At 69.9% G+C, this 14759-nt stretch carries 14 protein-coding genes; 12 read left to right on the forward strand and 2 right to left on the reverse strand.

Annotated features, from left to right (window positions below; genetic code table 11):
* Nucleotides 1-120: 120 nt before the first annotated feature.
* The 9 genes from K415_RS0112140 to K415_RS0112180 all read left to right on the forward strand — a co-directional run bounded on the left by K415_RS0112140 (nucleotide 121) and on the right by K415_RS0112180 (nucleotide 9179).
* Nucleotides 121-894: a VOC family protein gene (locus tag K415_RS0112140; RefSeq protein WP_024287312.1), complete on the forward strand. Its 774-nt coding sequence runs from the start codon at nucleotides 121-123 to the stop codon at nucleotides 892-894.
* Nucleotides 895-985: 91 nt separating this feature from the next.
* On the forward strand, nucleotides 986-1849 hold the full coding sequence (locus K415_RS21885; protein WP_231494885.1) for an aldo/keto reductase: 864 nt from the start codon (nucleotides 986-988) through the stop codon (nucleotides 1847-1849).
* A gap of 114 nt (nucleotides 1850-1963) precedes the next feature.
* Nucleotides 1964-3355 carry a GH1 family beta-glucosidase gene (locus tag K415_RS0112150; RefSeq protein ID WP_024287313.1) on the forward strand — a complete coding sequence of 464 codons (1392 nt, stop codon included), beginning with the start codon at nucleotides 1964-1966 and terminating at the stop codon, nucleotides 3353-3355.
* A 70-nt stretch (nucleotides 3356-3425) separates the two neighbouring features.
* A complete protein-coding gene (locus tag K415_RS0112155; RefSeq protein ID WP_231494886.1) occupies nucleotides 3426-4583 on the forward strand; it encodes a Gfo/Idh/MocA family protein in 1158 nt (385 codons plus the stop codon).
* Nucleotides 4584-4632: 49 nt separating this feature from the next.
* The gene (locus K415_RS0112160; protein ID WP_024287315.1) at nucleotides 4633-5379 is read left to right on the forward strand and encodes a sugar phosphate isomerase/epimerase; all 747 of its coding nucleotides are present in this window, start codon (nucleotides 4633-4635) and stop codon (nucleotides 5377-5379) included.
* A 20-nt stretch (nucleotides 5380-5399) separates the two neighbouring features.
* A complete protein-coding gene (locus K415_RS0112165; protein WP_024287316.1) occupies nucleotides 5400-6428 on the forward strand; it encodes a sugar phosphate isomerase/epimerase in 1029 nt (342 codons plus the stop codon).
* A gap of 4 nt (nucleotides 6429-6432) precedes the next feature.
* Nucleotides 6433-7320, forward strand: a complete 888-nt coding sequence (locus tag K415_RS0112170) for a PQQ-binding-like beta-propeller repeat protein (protein WP_024287317.1) — start codon at nucleotides 6433-6435, stop codon at nucleotides 7318-7320.
* Nucleotides 7317-8108, forward strand: a complete 792-nt coding sequence (locus K415_RS0112175) for an SDR family NAD(P)-dependent oxidoreductase (RefSeq protein ID WP_024287318.1) — start codon at nucleotides 7317-7319, stop codon at nucleotides 8106-8108. Before K415_RS0112170 ends, K415_RS0112175 begins: the two co-directional genes overlap by 4 nt.
* Nucleotides 8109-8198: 90 nt before the next feature.
* On the forward strand, nucleotides 8199-9179 hold the full coding sequence (locus K415_RS0112180; protein WP_024287319.1) for a Gfo/Idh/MocA family protein: 981 nt from the start codon (nucleotides 8199-8201) through the stop codon (nucleotides 9177-9179).
* A 22-nt stretch (nucleotides 9180-9201) separates the two neighbouring features.
* Here the strand turns inward: K415_RS0112180 and K415_RS0112185 are convergent, their stop codons facing one another.
* Nucleotides 9202-9660: a VOC family protein gene (locus K415_RS0112185; RefSeq protein WP_024287320.1), complete on the reverse strand. Its 459-nt coding sequence runs from the start codon at nucleotides 9658-9660 to the stop codon at nucleotides 9202-9204.
* A gap of 266 nt (nucleotides 9661-9926) precedes the next feature.
* Nucleotides 9927-11087, reverse strand: a complete 1161-nt coding sequence (locus tag K415_RS0112190) for an ROK family transcriptional regulator (RefSeq protein ID WP_029663675.1) — start codon at nucleotides 11085-11087, stop codon at nucleotides 9927-9929.
* Nucleotides 11088-11427: 340 nt separating this feature from the next.
* Between K415_RS0112190 and K415_RS0112195 the strand changes: the two genes are divergently transcribed.
* The 3 genes from K415_RS0112195 (at nucleotide 11428) to K415_RS0112205 (ending at nucleotide 14629) form a co-directional block, all read left to right on the forward strand.
* A complete protein-coding gene (locus K415_RS0112195) occupies nucleotides 11428-12828 on the forward strand; it encodes an ABC transporter substrate-binding protein (RefSeq protein WP_231494887.1) in 1401 nt (466 codons plus the stop codon).
* 159 nt (nucleotides 12829-12987) lie between these two features.
* On the forward strand, nucleotides 12988-13848 hold the full coding sequence (locus tag K415_RS0112200; RefSeq protein WP_231494888.1) for a carbohydrate ABC transporter permease: 861 nt from the start codon (nucleotides 12988-12990) through the stop codon (nucleotides 13846-13848).
* Nucleotides 13841-14629 carry a carbohydrate ABC transporter permease gene (locus tag K415_RS0112205; RefSeq protein ID WP_024287324.1) on the forward strand — a complete coding sequence of 263 codons (789 nt, stop codon included), beginning with the start codon at nucleotides 13841-13843 and terminating at the stop codon, nucleotides 14627-14629. Before K415_RS0112200 ends, K415_RS0112205 begins: the two co-directional genes overlap by 8 nt.
* The last annotated feature ends 130 nt before the right edge of the window (nucleotides 14630-14759 follow it).

A 14759-nucleotide genomic window follows, 5' to 3' on the forward strand; every position in this document is an offset into this window, starting at 1 on the left:
GGGCGTGTTGACGGTGGCGGACATCGGTATGTAGTGTCACTACAAAGCCAGGGCGCCAGCGGCGGGACCTGGCACCACGGGCTGACCGAGCACCACACGAGCTGGGAGTGCGATCTGAGCATGGCGATCCACAACGTCCTGATCAATGTCTCGGATGTCGCCCGATCCGCCGACTTCTACGCGCGCCTCCTCGGCGGGCAGCAGCTCGGGGCGGCGACGGCCGACGGCGCCGTGCTCGACTTCGTGACCGCGACGATCGAGCTCCGGCGGGTCGACGGCGCGGTGCCGTCCACCTGGCACGAGGACGACCAGCACCTCGGCTTCCGGCACGTGGGCTTCAAGGTGGCGCAGGTCGACCCCCTCGTGGCCGAGCTGAGGCTCGCGGGGGTTCCGTTCCGCCTCGAGCCGGTCGACGCGGTCGGCGGCGTCCGGATCGCCTTCTTCTTCGACCCCGACGGCACGGTGCTGGAGGTCGTCGAGGGCAACCTTCAGTACCACGACGTCGTGGACCGGGACGCCGTCGCGGCCGAGCGCGCGACGGCGACGCCGTCGCGCCCGCGCTTCGACCACGTGGGGGTCACCATCCGCGACCTGGCCGCGACCGCCGACCTGTACCGGCCCCTCGGCTTCCAGAACATCGGCACGCTGTTCTTCCAGGACGACCCGCGCGGGTTCCGGATCGACTACCTCAAGGGTGGTGGGTCGGTCATCGAGGTCTTCAGCTTCGACGTCGAGGTCTTCCCGGTACCGCCGCTCACCGACGCGCTCGGCTTTCTCGCCGTCGAGCTCGAGGGCGATGCGACGGCGCTGCCGCAGCTGTCGACGGTCGGCACCGTCGCCGGCCGGACGGTGTACGCGGACGCGAACGACTTCGCGGTCATGGTCGGGCGGTAGGGGCGATGGCAGCCGCGTACCGGCCCCGACTGCTCGGCTCGACCGGCCTACGGGTCACGGCCCTGTGCGTGGGCGGGGGCCGCTGGGCAGCATGCCGGAGGCCTTCGGCTACGCCGTCGCCGAGGACGACGCGATCGACCTCGTCACGGCCGTGCTGGCGAGCCCGATCAGGGTGATCGACACCTCGAACGGCTACTCGGACGGGCAGAGCGAGCGCCGGATCGGTGCCGGCATCGCGCGCGCCGGCGGCCTCCCGGACGACTTCCTCGTCGTGACCAAGGTCGATGCGCGCGACGCGGACTACTCCGGTGCGCGGGTGCGGGAGTCGGTCCGGGAGAGCAAGGAGCGGCTGGGCCTCGACACCCTGCCCCTGGTGCACCTGCACGACCCGGAGTTCCACGACTTCGGCGACCTGACGGCACCCGGGGGTGCGGTCGAGACGCTCGTGCAGCTCCGGGACGAGGGCGAGATCGGCCACATCGGCGTCGCCGGCGGTGACGTGCACGTGATGTCCCGCTACCTCGACCTCGGCGTCTTCGAGGCGATGCTCGTGCACAGCCGGTGGACGATCGTCGACCGCAGCGCGGGAGAGCTCATCGAACGGGCCGCCGCGAGCGGGGTGGGCGTCATCAACGCCGCGGTCTACGGCGGAGGCATCCTCGCCGATCCTTCGGGCGGCTCGACCCGGTACGGGTACCGACCGGCGTCGGCGGCGACCCTGGACGCGATCGTCCGGATGAGCGAGCTCTGTTCCCGCTGGGACACCGACCTGCCGACCGCGGCGCTGCAGTTCTCGCTGCGCGACCCTCGGGTGGGTCTCACCGTCGTCGGGATCAGCAAGAGGCGTCGCCTCGACGGCCTGCTCGAGGCCGCCCGGGTCGATCTCGCCCAGGAGTTCTGGGACGAGCTCGAGACCCTGGTCCCCGCACCGCAGCACTGGCTCGATGCCCGGTAGGTCCCGCACCGGCCTTCGGTCGGTGCACCCCGACGAAAGGACTGTCGTCATGCCGCTCGTCCGAGTCGACGCTCGCGTCGCGACCGAGCTCGACCCCGAAGGGGGCCTGGCGTCATGAGCTTCGACCGCAGGGACTTCCCGGCGGACTTCGCCTGGGGCACGGCCACCGCGTCGTACCAGATCGAGGGCGCCACCGACGTCGACGGCCGCGGGCCGAGCATCTGGGACGCCTTCACGCGCGTGCCCGGCGCGATCGCCGACGGTCGCACCGGCGACCTCGCCGACGACCACTACCGCCGCTTCCGCGAGGACGTCGCGATCATGGCGGACCTCGGCGTCAACGCCTACCGCTTCTCCATCGCGTGGCCGCGGATCCAGGCGGACGGTACCGGCCCGGTGAACCCCGCGGGCATCGGCTTCTACCGTGAGCTCTCCGAGGCGCTGCTCGAGCGGGGGATCACGCCGTACGCGACCCTCTACCACTGGGACCTCCCCGGAGCGCTGGAGGACCGGGGTGGCTGGCTCGAGCGGGACACCGCTGAGCGCTTCGGCGACTACTCCGGTCTCGTGGCCACCGAGCTGGGCGACGTCATCACGCACTGGATCACGCTCAACGAACCGTGGTGCTCGGCCTTCCTCGGCTACGCCTCCGGCGTCCACGCGCCGGGCAAGCGGCTCGGTTCGCTGTCGAGCCACGCAGCCCACCACCTGCTGCTGGGGCACGGGCGCGCGGTACCGGCCATCCGCGCCGCACAGCCGGACGCGACCGTCGGCGTGACGCTGAACCTGTACTCGATGCGGGCGGCGACCGACAGCGCGGCGGACCGGGACGGGGCCCGACGGATCGACGGGCTCACCAACCGGATATTCCTTGAGCCGATCCTTGCCGGGCACTACCCGCCGGACGTCATCACCGACCTCGGCGAAGGGGAGTGGTTCGACCGGAACCCGGCCGCGGACGCCGCCGACATCGCCGCGCCGATCGACTTCCTCGGGATCAACTACTACAGCCGGCACACGGTCGCCGCTCCGCCGCTCGGTTCGTCGGTGACGGGTGCGGCGGCCGGCCTGACGTACCCGGGCAGCGAGGGTCTGCAGCTCGTCGACACGGGCGCGGACCGCACCCAGATGGGCTGGCCCATCCACCCGGAGGGCATGCTCGACGTCCTCGAGCTCGCCCACGCGTACCGGCCGGACCTTCCGCTGTACATCACCGAGAACGGCTCGGCCTATCCGGACGCGATGGTCGACGGCGAGGTCGAGGACGAGGACCGTCGCCGGTACCTCGAGCAGCACGTGATGGCCTGCGCGGCCGCCCTCCACAAGGGGATCCCGCTCAAGGGGTACTTCGTCTGGACGCTCGCGGACAACTTCGAGTGGGCGTGGGGCTACTCCCGCAGGTTCGGTCTCGTGCATGTCGACTACTCGACGCAGAAGCGCACGATCAAGCGCAGCGGCAGATGGTTCGCGGCGTTCCTCGGTGGACCGGCAGGTGGTGCGGGCTGAGCTGCCGTGCGACAGGGGGTTGTGCCGGGCAACATTTGACTTTTGCATTCTCACTGTACAAAGATGAACCATGCCCGAATCGACTCCAGCCACCATGACGTTCGGCGGTGCTCGACGAAGGTCGACCTCCGGGCTGCGGTCCGGGATCGTCGGGCTCGGTTTCATCGGCGAGGTCCACGCGCGGGCGGTGCGCGCGTCCGGCGGGACCCTGGCCGCGGTCGCCGACTCGTCGGCGACGGACGTCGAGGACCTGGCACGCCAGCTCGGGGCCACCCGGGGTGCCGCGTCAGCCGAGGAGCTCGTGACCTCGCCCGATGTCGACGTCGTGCACATCTGCACGCCGAACCACCTGCACGCCCCGTTGGTCCGGATGGCGCTCGGCGCCGGCAAGCACGTCATCTGCGAGAAGCCGCTCGCCACGAGCAGGGCGGACGCCGCCGAGCTCGTGGAGCTGGCGCGCGCGGCCGGCGTCGTCGCAGCCGTGCCGTTCATCTACCGGTACTACCCGACGGTCCGGGAGTCGCGGGCGCGCGTCGCGAGCGGCGCGAGCGGTCCGATCCATCTGATCCACGGCTCGTACCTTCAGGACTGGCTCTCGACCGCCAAGGACCAGAACTGGCGCGTCGACCCGACCCTCGGCGGCGCGTCGCGCACCTTCGCCGACATCGGGGTCCACTGGTGCGACCTCGTGGAGTTCGCGACCGGGCACCGGATCACAGCGCTCGCGGCCCGCCTCATCACCGCCGTGCCCGAGCGGGCCAACGGTGCGGGCGTCCCGGCAGCGACGCAGCGGGTGGCCACCGAGGACGCTGCGACGCTCGTCTTCGAGACCGACCAGGGAGCCATCGGCTCGCTGGTGGTCAGCCAGGTCACGCCCGGACGCAAGAACCGGCTCTGGTTCTCGCTCGACGGCGCCGACACGTCCATGGCATTCGACCAGGAGCTCCCCGAGAGCCTGTGGGTCGGCAGCCGTGCGAGCACGACGCTCGTCCAGCGCGGTTCGAGCGACATGTCGCAGGACGCGCAGCGGCTGTCGGTCCTGCCTGCGGGCCACCCGCAGGGGTACCAGGAGTGCTTCAACGGGTTCGTCGCCGACGTCTACGCTGCGGTCGCGGGTGAGGCGCCCGAGGGGATGCCCCGCTTCGAGGACGGCCTGCGTGCGGCGGAGCTCACCGAGGCCGTCCTGGCGTCGGCGGCTGCACGGTCCTGGGTGGAGACCTCCAGGTAGGACGACGAGGTGGTGACCGCGGTGCGGCTTCGCTCGACGAGGAGACAAGATGTCCGGCTCTGACCTCTCGGTCCAGCTCTACACGATCAGGCACGCGCTGGCCGAGGATCGCGGCGCGGCGCTGTCGCGCCTCGCGGACCTCGGCTTCCGGGCCGTCGAGCTGTTCGACTTCGTCGATCGGGCGGACGCCTACGCCGACCTGCTGGGCGAGCGCGGGCTCGCGGCCCCCTCGGGTCACGCGATGCTCATCGGCGAGGACGCCGGCAAGGTCTTCGACGCAGCGCTGACGATCGGGATGCGGACCGTGATCCAGCCCATGGTGGCGGCGGACCGCTGGGCGGAGCTGGACGACGTGGTGGGCACCGCGCGTGCCCTCAACGAGATCGCCGAGAAGGCCGCCGATCGCGGACTCGTCGTCGGCTACCACAACCACTGGTGGGAGCTGGAGAGCCGGATCGGCGGTACCTCGGCCCTCGAGGTGCTTGCCGAGAACCTGGATGACGCGGTCGTGCTGGAGATCGACACCTACTGGGCGGAGGTCGGCGGCGAGGGGGCGGTCGAGCTGCTCGGGCGCCTCGGCGACCGGGTGGGCCTCCTGCACGTGAAGGACGGACCTGGCACGCAGGTGATGAGCGACCAGGTCGCCGTCGGCTCGGGCAGCCTGGACGTCCTGGCGATCATGGCCGCTGCGCCCCGGGCGCTGCGCGTGGTCGAGCTCGACGACTTCGCCGGCGACGTCTTCGACGCGCTGCGCGACAGCCTCGCCTACCTGACCGCCCACGGCAGCAGAGCCTGAACCGGAAGATCGGAGGAGCCATGGCAGACACCCGTACCCGCGCCACCCGGCCGGTGACGCTCTTCACCGGCCAGTGGGCCGACCTGACCCTCGAGCAGGTCGCCGCGTACGCGAGTGCTTGGGGGTACGACGGTCTGGAGATCGCCTGCTCGGGCGAGCACCTCGACGTCTGGCGCGCGGCGCAGGACCCCGGCTACCTGCAGGGCCGTCTCGACATCCTCGACCGGCACGGCCTGAAGGTGTGGGCGATCTCGAACCACCTCAAGGGCCAGGCGGTCTGCGACGACCCGATCGACTTCCGGCACGAGGCGATCGTCGGCTCCCGGGTGTGGGGGGACGGCGACGCCGAGGGCGTGCGGCAGCGCGCGGCCCAGGAGCTGAAGCTCACCGCCAGGGTCGCGCGGATGCTGGGCGTCGAGACGGTGGTGGGCTTCACGGGTTCGAAGATCTGGCCCTACGTCGCGATGTTCCCGCCCGTCCCCGCCGCGGTGATCGACGCGGGGTACCAGGACTTCGCCGACCGGTGGAACCCGATCCTCGACGTGTTCGACGGCGAGGGGGTGCGGTTCGCGCACGAGGTGCACCCGAGCGAGATCGCCTACGACTACTGGAGCACCGTTCGCGCGCTCGAGGCGATCGACCACCGTGCGGCGTTCGGTCTGAACTGGGACCCGAGCCACATGATGTGGCAGGGGATCGACCCGGTCGGGTTCATCGTCGATTTCGCCGACCGCATCTACCACGTCGACTGCAAGGACACCCGCCTGCGCCCGGCCAACGGTCGGGCGGGTGTGCTCGGCTCCCACCTCGCCTGGGGTGACCCCCACCGAGGCTGGGACTTCGTGTCCACCGGGCACGGTGACGTGCCGTGGGAGGACGCGTTCCGTGCCCTGAGCTCGATCGGCTATGCGGGCCCGATCTCGGTGGAGTGGGAGGACGCCGGCATGGACCGGCTGCACGGTGCACAGGAGGCGGTCGCCTTCGTCCGATCCAAGCTCTGGGAACAACCGGCCCAGTCGTTCGACGCCGCTTTCAGCAACCAGGAGTAGAGACATGCCCCCACGCACCTTGCGCCCCGGCCAGCGGGCGGAGCTTCACGTGATCGACGTCACCACCGGTGAGCGCGAGCTCGTGCACTCCTCGTCGACGCTCCTCTTCGAGGCACCGAACTGGACGCCGGACGGCGGGTCGCTCGTGGTCAACGGCGACGGCCTCCTGTTCCGGGTCCCGGCCTCCGGCCGCGGCGAGCCGGAGGAGATCCCGCTCGGCGGCATCCCGCCGATCAACAACGACCACGTGCTCAGCCCGGACGGGCGCACGGTGTACGTGTCCGCCGACGACGGGCACCTGTACGCGGTGGACATCGCGACCGGGCGGCCGACGCGCGTCTCGAACGACCACGGGCCCGAGTTCCACTACTTCCTGCACGGGATCTCGCCCGACGGCGCGACGCTGGCGTACATCGGGCTCGTGGAGAACCCCGACGGGACGGCGACCACCAACGTCTACACGATCCCGGCCGCGGGCGGCGAGGACGCGCAGCTGACGGACGACTCCTACGCGGACGACGGCTCGGAGTTCAGCCCTGACGGCGAGTGGATCTACTTCAACTCCGAGCGGGGCTCGGCCCTCCCGGGTCACGCCCAGCTGTTCCGGGTGTCCCTGGACGGGGCGAGGGTCGAGCAGCTCACCGAGGACGAGCGGGTCAACTGGTTCCCGCACGTCTCCCCGGACGGGAACCGGATCGCCTACATCAGCTTCCCGAGCGGCACGCTCGGCCACCCGGCCGATCGGGACGTCATCCTTCGGCTGATCGAGAACGGCACGACGGCCCGCGACCTGGTGCACCTGTTCGGTGGGCAGGGGACGATCAACGTCCCCAGCTGGTCCCCGGACAGCCGCAGGATCGCCTACGTGGCGTACCCGATCGAGCTGCCGTGAGCCGGCGACCGCAGCAGGGCACGTCCGTTCTCGACAGCTTCAGCCTCGCCGGCAGGACCGCCGTGGTCACCGGCGCGACCCGCGGACTGGGCCGGGCGTTCGCCCGCGCCCTGGCCGAGGCGGGCGCGAACGTCGTCGTCGTCGGGCGCGACGCGGTGGCGGCAGCCGAGGTCGAGGCGGAGATCGCCTCGCTCGGCGTGGGCGCTACGACGGTGATCGCCGATGTGACCCGCCGGGACGACGTCGAGCGGATCCTCGCCCGGACCGTGGCGGTCTTCGGCCGTGCCGACGTGCTGATCAACAACGCCGGGACGTGCATCCACAAGCCGGCGGTCGAGGTCACCGACGCCGACTGGCGCGCTGTCATGGATGTCAACCTCGACGCGGTGTGGGTGACGAGCCAGGTGTTCGGTCGGCACATGATCGAGCAGGGTGGCGGCTCGATCGTGAACGTGGGTTCGATGTCCGCGTCGATCGTCAACCGGCCGCAGTGGCAGCCCGCGTACAACGCGTCGAAGGCTGCCGTGCATCACCTGACCCGGAGCCTCGCGGCCGAGTGGGCACCGGTGAACGTGCGGGTCAACGCGATCGCACCCGGGTACATGCGGACGGACATGTCACCGATCGACGAACCGCGGTTCCAGCGCTACTGGATCGAGGACACACCCCAGCGCCGCGCGGGCGAACCCCACGAGCTCGGTCCTGCCGTCGTCTTCCTCGCGAGCGACGCGTCGAGCTTCATGACCGGGTCTGTGCTCACGATCGACGGCGGGTACAGCGTGTTCTGAGCGACCTCGGACGTCGCGTGCCGGACGTCGGATGCCGGGCGACGGCGCCGTGACCGAGCTGCCACATCGAGGTCTGTGAGAGGAGTGCCAGTGCTGCGGATCGGGGTGCTGGGTGCCGCGGGGATCGCTCCGCAGGCGATCATCCGGCCGGCGGGCCGGCGTGACGACGTCGTGATCGCGGCCGTCGCGTCACGCAGCGAGCAGTCGGCCGTCGCGTATGGCCGGGCGAACGCGATACCGGTGGCCTACGGCAGCTACCAGGCGCTCCTGGACGACGACTCGATCGACCTCGTGTACAACGCCTTGCCGCCGTCGGAGCACGCACGGTGGTCGATCGCGGCGCTGGAGAGCGGCAAGCACGTCCTGTGCGAGAAGCCGATCGCGATGAGTGCCGCCGAGGCCGGGGCGATGGCGAGCGTGGCCTTGCGCACGGGCCGGCGGCTCATCGAGGCGTTCCACGATCGGTACCACCCGTTGAGCGAGTACCTGCTGGGGGTCCGGGAGTCCGGTGAGCTCGGCCGGCTCCGCTCGCTCGACGCCGCCTTCACGGTGGCGATCCCGTTCGACCGGACGTCGATCCGGCACGATCCGGCGCTCGGGGGCGGCGCTCTGATGGACCTCGGCTGCTACCCGGTGCACTGGGTGCGGTTCTTCGCCGGCGAGGAGCCCGAGGTCGTCGAGGCCTCCTGCACCCCGAACGCGATGGGTGCCGACGAGACGGTCGAGGCCGGCCTGCGATTCCCTTCGGGTGTCGAGGCGAGGGTTCTGGCGAGCATGGCGGAGAAGGAGACGTTCTGCGCATCGCTGGTCGCCGTGGGGACCCGCGGGCGGCTCGAGGTGGACAACCCCGTCCTGCCGCACAACGGGCACAGCGTGCGCATCACGACCGACGGCGTGCGGCGCACGCTCACCATCGGAGGGGCCGAGACCTACGACCACCAGCTGGACGCCGTGGTGAAGGGCATCCTCAGCGGGGAGCCGCTTCCGACGGAGTCGGTGGACTTCGTCGCGAACATGACGACGATCGATGCGATCTACCGGGTGGCCGGTCTCGACCGGGGGCACGCATAGGCGCTGCCCGCAGGCCGATGCCCTACATGTGCGGCTTGATGTTGAGGTTCACGCCGAGGCCGGCCTCGCCGTCCACGATCGTCCAGCTGCCGCCCGGGTACATGCCGATCGTGCGCATCACGTAGCCCAGTCCCTCGAGCTCGCCGATCACTGCATCACGGGCCTCGCCCACCTGGAAGCCGATGTGGTGCACGCCGTTGCCGTGCTGGTCGAGGAACTCCCTGAAGGTGGAGGGGTTCTCGTCGGGCTCGTGCAGCTCGACGATGAAGCCGCGCTCCTTGCAGTCGATCACCGCGAGCTTCAGCCCGTAGGCGGCCGTGCTTCCGCGGTACGTCTCGCTCGGGTTCGGTGTCGCATCGGTGACCCGGACGTCCGGTCGGGGAGCGTCGAACAGCTCACACCACGCGTCGAGGGCGCGCTCGATGTCGCCGACGACCACGGCGATCTGGATGAGGCCTGTGAGGGGGATCGGGTTCTGCATCGGGTCTTCTCCTTGGCGTGGCTCTGCTGTCGGCTGTCGTGGGTGCCCTCCGTCGATCGTGGATCACGACGCCGGAGCGTTCGGGATCGACGAGGCCCGAGCCGGCCGCGCGCGAGCGTGACTCCGTCGGGTCCGCCTCACGAGTGCCGCTGGACATCTGTCGATCGCCGTCAGAAGACTGACAGGCCAGTGCGCGAAGTGCAAGTCCGGGTAGGCAGATGAGACAGTCGTCAGAGGGGAAGTCGGGAGCGGCCGCCCGGCAGCGGCTACAGGAGCGCTTCGAGGCCGTCCCTGGACAGGACGTGGTCGATGACCATGGTGCTCGCGCCGACGATGCCGGCACGGCCCTTGGTGCGACTGGTGACGATGCTCAGGTGCTGCGTGGCGAGCGGGAGCGACCGCCCGTAGACCACCTCGCGGATTCCCGCCAGCAGGTGCTCGCCGGCCTCCGCCATCCGCCCGCCGATCACGATCACGGACGGGTTCAGCATGCTCACGCAGGTAGCCAGCACCCGCCCGAGATCGCGGCCCGCCTCACGCACCGCGCTGGACGCCCGGACGTCGCCGGCCCGGACCAGGGCGATGACGTCGGCGCCCGACGCGGCCGGCAGGCCTGCCGCCGTGAGCTTGGCGGCGATCGCGCGACCGCTGGCGAGTGCCTCCAGGCATCCGACGTTGCCGCAGCGGCAGATCACCTCCCGCCCCCCGGGTACCGCGACGTGGCCCAGGTCGCCGGCGGCTCCCTGAGCACCACGCCGGATGGCGCCGTCGCTGATCACGCCCGCGCCGATCCCCGTCGCGACCTTGACGAAGAGCAGGTGGTCGACAGTGGGGAAGTCCGACTGGTGCTCGCCCAGCGCCATCAGGTTGACGTCGTTGTCGACCAGGACGGGGGCGCCGCCGAGCAGCGGGCTGAGCTGGCCGACGACGTCCGCGCCGTCCCACCCCGGCATGATCGGCGGGTTCATCGGCCGGCCCGTGCTGAAGTCGACCGGACCCGGCAGCCCGACGCCGACCCCGACCAGCTCGGACATCGTGCGTCCGCTCCGCTCGATCAGCTCGACGGTCATCGCGGCAGCCCGGGCGAGCACCAGCTCCGGTCCGTCACCGATCACGATGGTCTCGAGATGCTCGGCGATGGCCTTCGAGGCGAGGTCGGTGATGGCGATCCGCGCGTGCGTGGCGCCGAGGTCCACAGCGGCGACGATGCGGGCGCCCGGACTGAAGGCGAACGTCGCGGGCGGTCGACCGCCGGTCGAGACCGCGTCGCCGGTCGGCGTGATGAGTCCGGACTCGAGGAGCTGCTCCACGCGCGCGGCAACCGTCGACCGGGCCTGGCCGGTGATCTGGGCGAGTTCCGCCCGCGTGTGCGGGTTCCCGTCTCGAAGCAGCCCCAAAGTGCCGCTCAAGTCCCCTGAGTTCTGCATGTTCCATGACACAGGTCAAGTGAATCATGCCGAGCGAGCGCCGCCGTGCATCATGAAGGCCGCGTGATCACAACGTTGCCTGCTCGGCGTCGACCGGTACGCCACCGAGGCGCGCCGCACCGAGTCACGGCGGCAAAGCGTCGGCGGCCGACCGGGGGCACCGCGGGCGGAGCTGGCCGAGCCCTCGCGCAGCCGGATGCCGGCCGTGCCCATCGGCTGCGCACAGTGTAACTTTTGTGTCTCGATCAACCGAAGGCCCTTGGAGTTTGACTACATCGCTGCTACTTTTTCTCTCACTGGCCCCAACGACGACGTGGGCCCACTCGAGAGAGGGAACCCCATGACCCACCTGGGAATGGGAGCGTTGCGAACCCGCAGGGCAGCGGCGGTCGCCGCGGTCGCGGCTGCCTCCCTGGCGCTGGCGGCATGTAGCAGCAGCGGCGGCGGCGATGGCGGCGACGAGGCCCCTGCCGCCGAGTCCGGCGAGGTCAGCTGGTGGGGCTGGACGCCGGACACCCCGGTGGCCGAGCGCTACATCGCCGAGTTCAACAAGGAGTACCCGGACATCACGGTCACCTACAAGAACTTCGAGAACGTCGACTTCCGCAACGCCCTCGCCCCGGCGCTCGACTCCGGTGAGGGCCCGGACGTCTTCGACCTCTCGCCGGCGGGCGGCTCTCCCGACACGTGGGGCCCGTACGCGCTCGACCTCGCGCCGTTCGCCGAGGAGGTTCTCGGTGCCGACTGGGAGTCGAAGTTCGGCGCCGACTACGTGCGCCAGCTGAGCGACTCCGAGGGCCGCGTGGTCTCGCTGCCGCTCGGCGGCATGGCCGCGGGCTTCGTCTGGGTCAACCAGGACATCTTCGACGAGGCCGGCGCCGAGGTGCCGACCGACTACGACTCGTGGCTCGCGGCCTGCGAGAAGATCACGGCCATCGGGAAGAAGTGCTTCGCGGTCGGCGCCGGCGGCGAGGACACGTTCCCGACCGAGATGTTCCACTCGATCGCCAACTCCGTCGACCCCGAGTTCTTCCTCAAGGCGGCTGTCGGCGACGCCCGGTGGGATGACCCGGAGGGCATCGAGACCCTCGAGATCATCAAGAGCATGAGGGACGACGGGATCATCGCCGACAACGTCCTCGACGCCGGGCAGTACCCGCTGGCGAACGAGGAGTTCATGAAGGGCGAGGCCGCGATGGTGCAGATGGGCTTCTGGTACACCCAGTACTCAGGCGCCGAGTCCTGCCTCGCCGCGATGGAGAGCGCCGGCGTCAGCAACCCCGAGTGCTTCGTCCAGCTGCCCGCCGAGTTCCCGGACGTCGCAGGCCGCGGCAACGGCTCCGAGTACTTCGGTGAGGCGGACTACGGCCTCGCGATCAATGCCGACTCGGCGAACATCGGCCCGGCGAAGACCTTCATCCAGTGGATGACGATGTCGGAGGCCGGTCAGCAGAATGTCGCGAACGCGCTCGACCTGCTGCCCTCGCTCGGCGGCGTGGCCCCGAACTGGGAGACCATCGCCCTGGTGGACCAGGAGGTGCAGCAACCTGCCATCGAGCAGCTGATCGAGGCCAGCAACGCCACGACCCAGTCCCGCCAGTGGCAGACCACCGAAGACACGCTGGACGCCATCGTCCTGGCCATCCAGCAAGTCCTCGACCCGACGATCGACATCTCGATCGAGGACATCGCTGCCCAGCTGCAGGAGTCGTCGGTCCCGAGCACCGTGGGCGTCGAGTAGTCCACCCGACAGGACTGGAGTTCGTAACTGATGGCGATCCTCGAAAGGTCGGCCGGTTCACTGAATTCCACCCCGGGTGCGAAGGGAGGTGGGTGGCTCCGTCCAGGGGCCGCCCACCTCGTCCCGGGTGGTCTGAAGTGGATCCTCCCCGGCTTCATCTTGTCCGTAGGCCTGATCTACTACAGCATCATCTACTCGGGCTACCTGTCCTTCTTCGACTGGCCGGGCGGCCGACAGCCGATGACCGCGGTCGGCCTGGTCAACTACCTCGAGGTCTTCTCGGACCCGGTGTTCTGGATCGCCATCCGGAACACGCTCGTCTACTTCGTCGTGATCTTCACCGTCCAGGTGATCGGTGGGATCTCCTTCGCGGCGGCGATGCACTCGAAGGTCTACCTGGCGAACATCTACAAGATCATCATCATCGTGCCGGTCGTCGTGGCCCCGGCCACGATGGCGCCGGCCCACATCGAGGTCTGGCAGACCAACGGCACCTTCAACACCATCCTGCGAGCCATCGGCCTGGACGCGTGGACGCAGGGCTGGATCGGGCAGTCCACCACGTCGCTGCTGGTCATCATCATGGCGGGGTGCTGGGGTGCGATCGGGTTCGGCTTCATCCTGTACTTCGCGGCGATGGGGCAGATCGACCCGGAGATCATCGAGGCCGCACGGATCGACGGCGCGGGCAACGTCCGCCTCCTCACGTCGATCGTGCTGCCGAGCGTCCGCTCGGTGACGATCTCGCTCGGCATCCTCAACTTCATGACCGCGCTGAAGCTCTTCGACGGGCCGTGGCTGCTGACCCAAGGCGGCCCCGCCCACTCGTCGGAGTTCCTCGGCACGATGATCTACGCGGAGACGGCCGGCTCGTCGCGCAACCTCGGGTACGCGGCGGCGCTGTCGATCGTCCTGCTCGTGCTGGCGATCGGGACGTCGATCGCGATCCAGCTGCGCTCCCGCGAGAAGAGCCCGACGGGCGTCCGCAAGCCGAAGGTGAGGGTGGCGAACGATGTTTGAGACGCGGACCCGCTGGTCCCAGATCGTGCTCCAGGTGCTCGTCACCATCGCGGTGATCCCGTTCCTCATCCCGCTCGTCACCATGGTGTCGCGCTCGCTCGAGGGACGCGGGTGGGGCAACTACCTGGCCGTGCTCGAGGTGCCGGGCTTCCTGACCTTCTTCCGCAACTCGGCGATCGTCGCGGGCGGCTCCATCGTCATCATCTACCTGGCGACGATGGCCGGCGCCTTCGGCTTCTCGAAGCTGCGGATCCGGCACAAGGAGGTCTTCTTCTGGATGATGATGGCAGCGCTGACGCTGCCGGAGGTCGTCCTGATCGCTCCGCTGTACGCCACTGCGGTGCGGCTCGGGATGATGGGCACGTTCTGGTCGGTGATCCTGCCGATCGCCGCACTCCAGGTGCCGTTCACCATCCTGCTCACCCGCGGGTACATGGACGGCATCCCCGACACGCTGTTCGAGGCCGCCCGCCTCGACGGGGCGAACACCTGGCGGTTCTTCTGGTCGATCCTCGTGCCGCTGGCCCGGCCGATGGCGACGGCCATCATCATCCTCGTGCTGATCAACGCGTGGAACTCGTACCTCTTGCCCAAGGTGTTCCTCATCAACGACAACATGGGCGTCGTCACGCTGCTGCCGGAGTTCTTCCGCCGCCAGTACAACGACGACACCCCGAAGATCCTTGCGGCGGCGGTGGTCACGGCGATCCCGACGATCGTCGCCTACATCGCGATGCAGAAGCAGTTCGAGCGCGGCATGGCGGCGGGCGCGCTCAAGTAGCACCGGGGTCCACGACGACTCGCGGGGCGGGCACCCCTGGAGACCGGCGTCGACCCTGCCCGTCTCCCGGAGGGCGCTGCCGGTTGGCTCCCGTCGCGCCGGGTCGGGCGCACGCTAGCCTGGGGTGATC

This window comes from Cellulomonas sp. KRMCY2 (assembly GCF_000526515.1).
GTDB lineage: Bacteria > Actinomycetota > Actinomycetes > Actinomycetales > Cellulomonadaceae > Actinotalea.

Coding starts and splice junctions, on each gene's coding strand:
- K415_RS21885 (WP_231494885.1), top strand. CDS start 986: ATGCCGGAGGCCTTCGGCTACGCCGTCGCCGAGGACGACGCGATCGAC.
- K415_RS0112195 (WP_231494887.1), top strand. CDS start 11,428: ATGACCCACCTGGGAATGGGAGCGTTGCGAACCCGCAGGGCAGCGGCG.
- K415_RS0112160 (WP_024287315.1), top strand. CDS start 4,633: ATGTCCGGCTCTGACCTCTCGGTCCAGCTCTACACGATCAGGCACGCG.
- K415_RS0112190 (WP_029663675.1), bottom strand. CDS start 11,087: ATGCAGAACTCAGGGGACTTGAGCGGCACTTTGGGGCTGCTTCGAGAC.
- K415_RS0112165 (WP_024287316.1), top strand. CDS start 5,400: ATGGCAGACACCCGTACCCGCGCCACCCGGCCGGTGACGCTCTTCACC.
- K415_RS0112140 (WP_024287312.1), top strand. CDS start 121: ATGGCGATCCACAACGTCCTGATCAATGTCTCGGATGTCGCCCGATCC.
- K415_RS0112205 (WP_024287324.1), top strand. CDS start 13,841: ATGTTTGAGACGCGGACCCGCTGGTCCCAGATCGTGCTCCAGGTGCTC.
- K415_RS0112150 (WP_024287313.1), top strand. CDS start 1,964: ATGAGCTTCGACCGCAGGGACTTCCCGGCGGACTTCGCCTGGGGCACG.
- K415_RS0112170 (WP_024287317.1), top strand. CDS start 6,433: ATGCCCCCACGCACCTTGCGCCCCGGCCAGCGGGCGGAGCTTCACGTG.
- K415_RS0112155 (WP_231494886.1), top strand. CDS start 3,426: ATGCCCGAATCGACTCCAGCCACCATGACGTTCGGCGGTGCTCGACGA.
- K415_RS0112185 (WP_024287320.1), bottom strand. CDS start 9,660: ATGCAGAACCCGATCCCCCTCACAGGCCTCATCCAGATCGCCGTGGTC.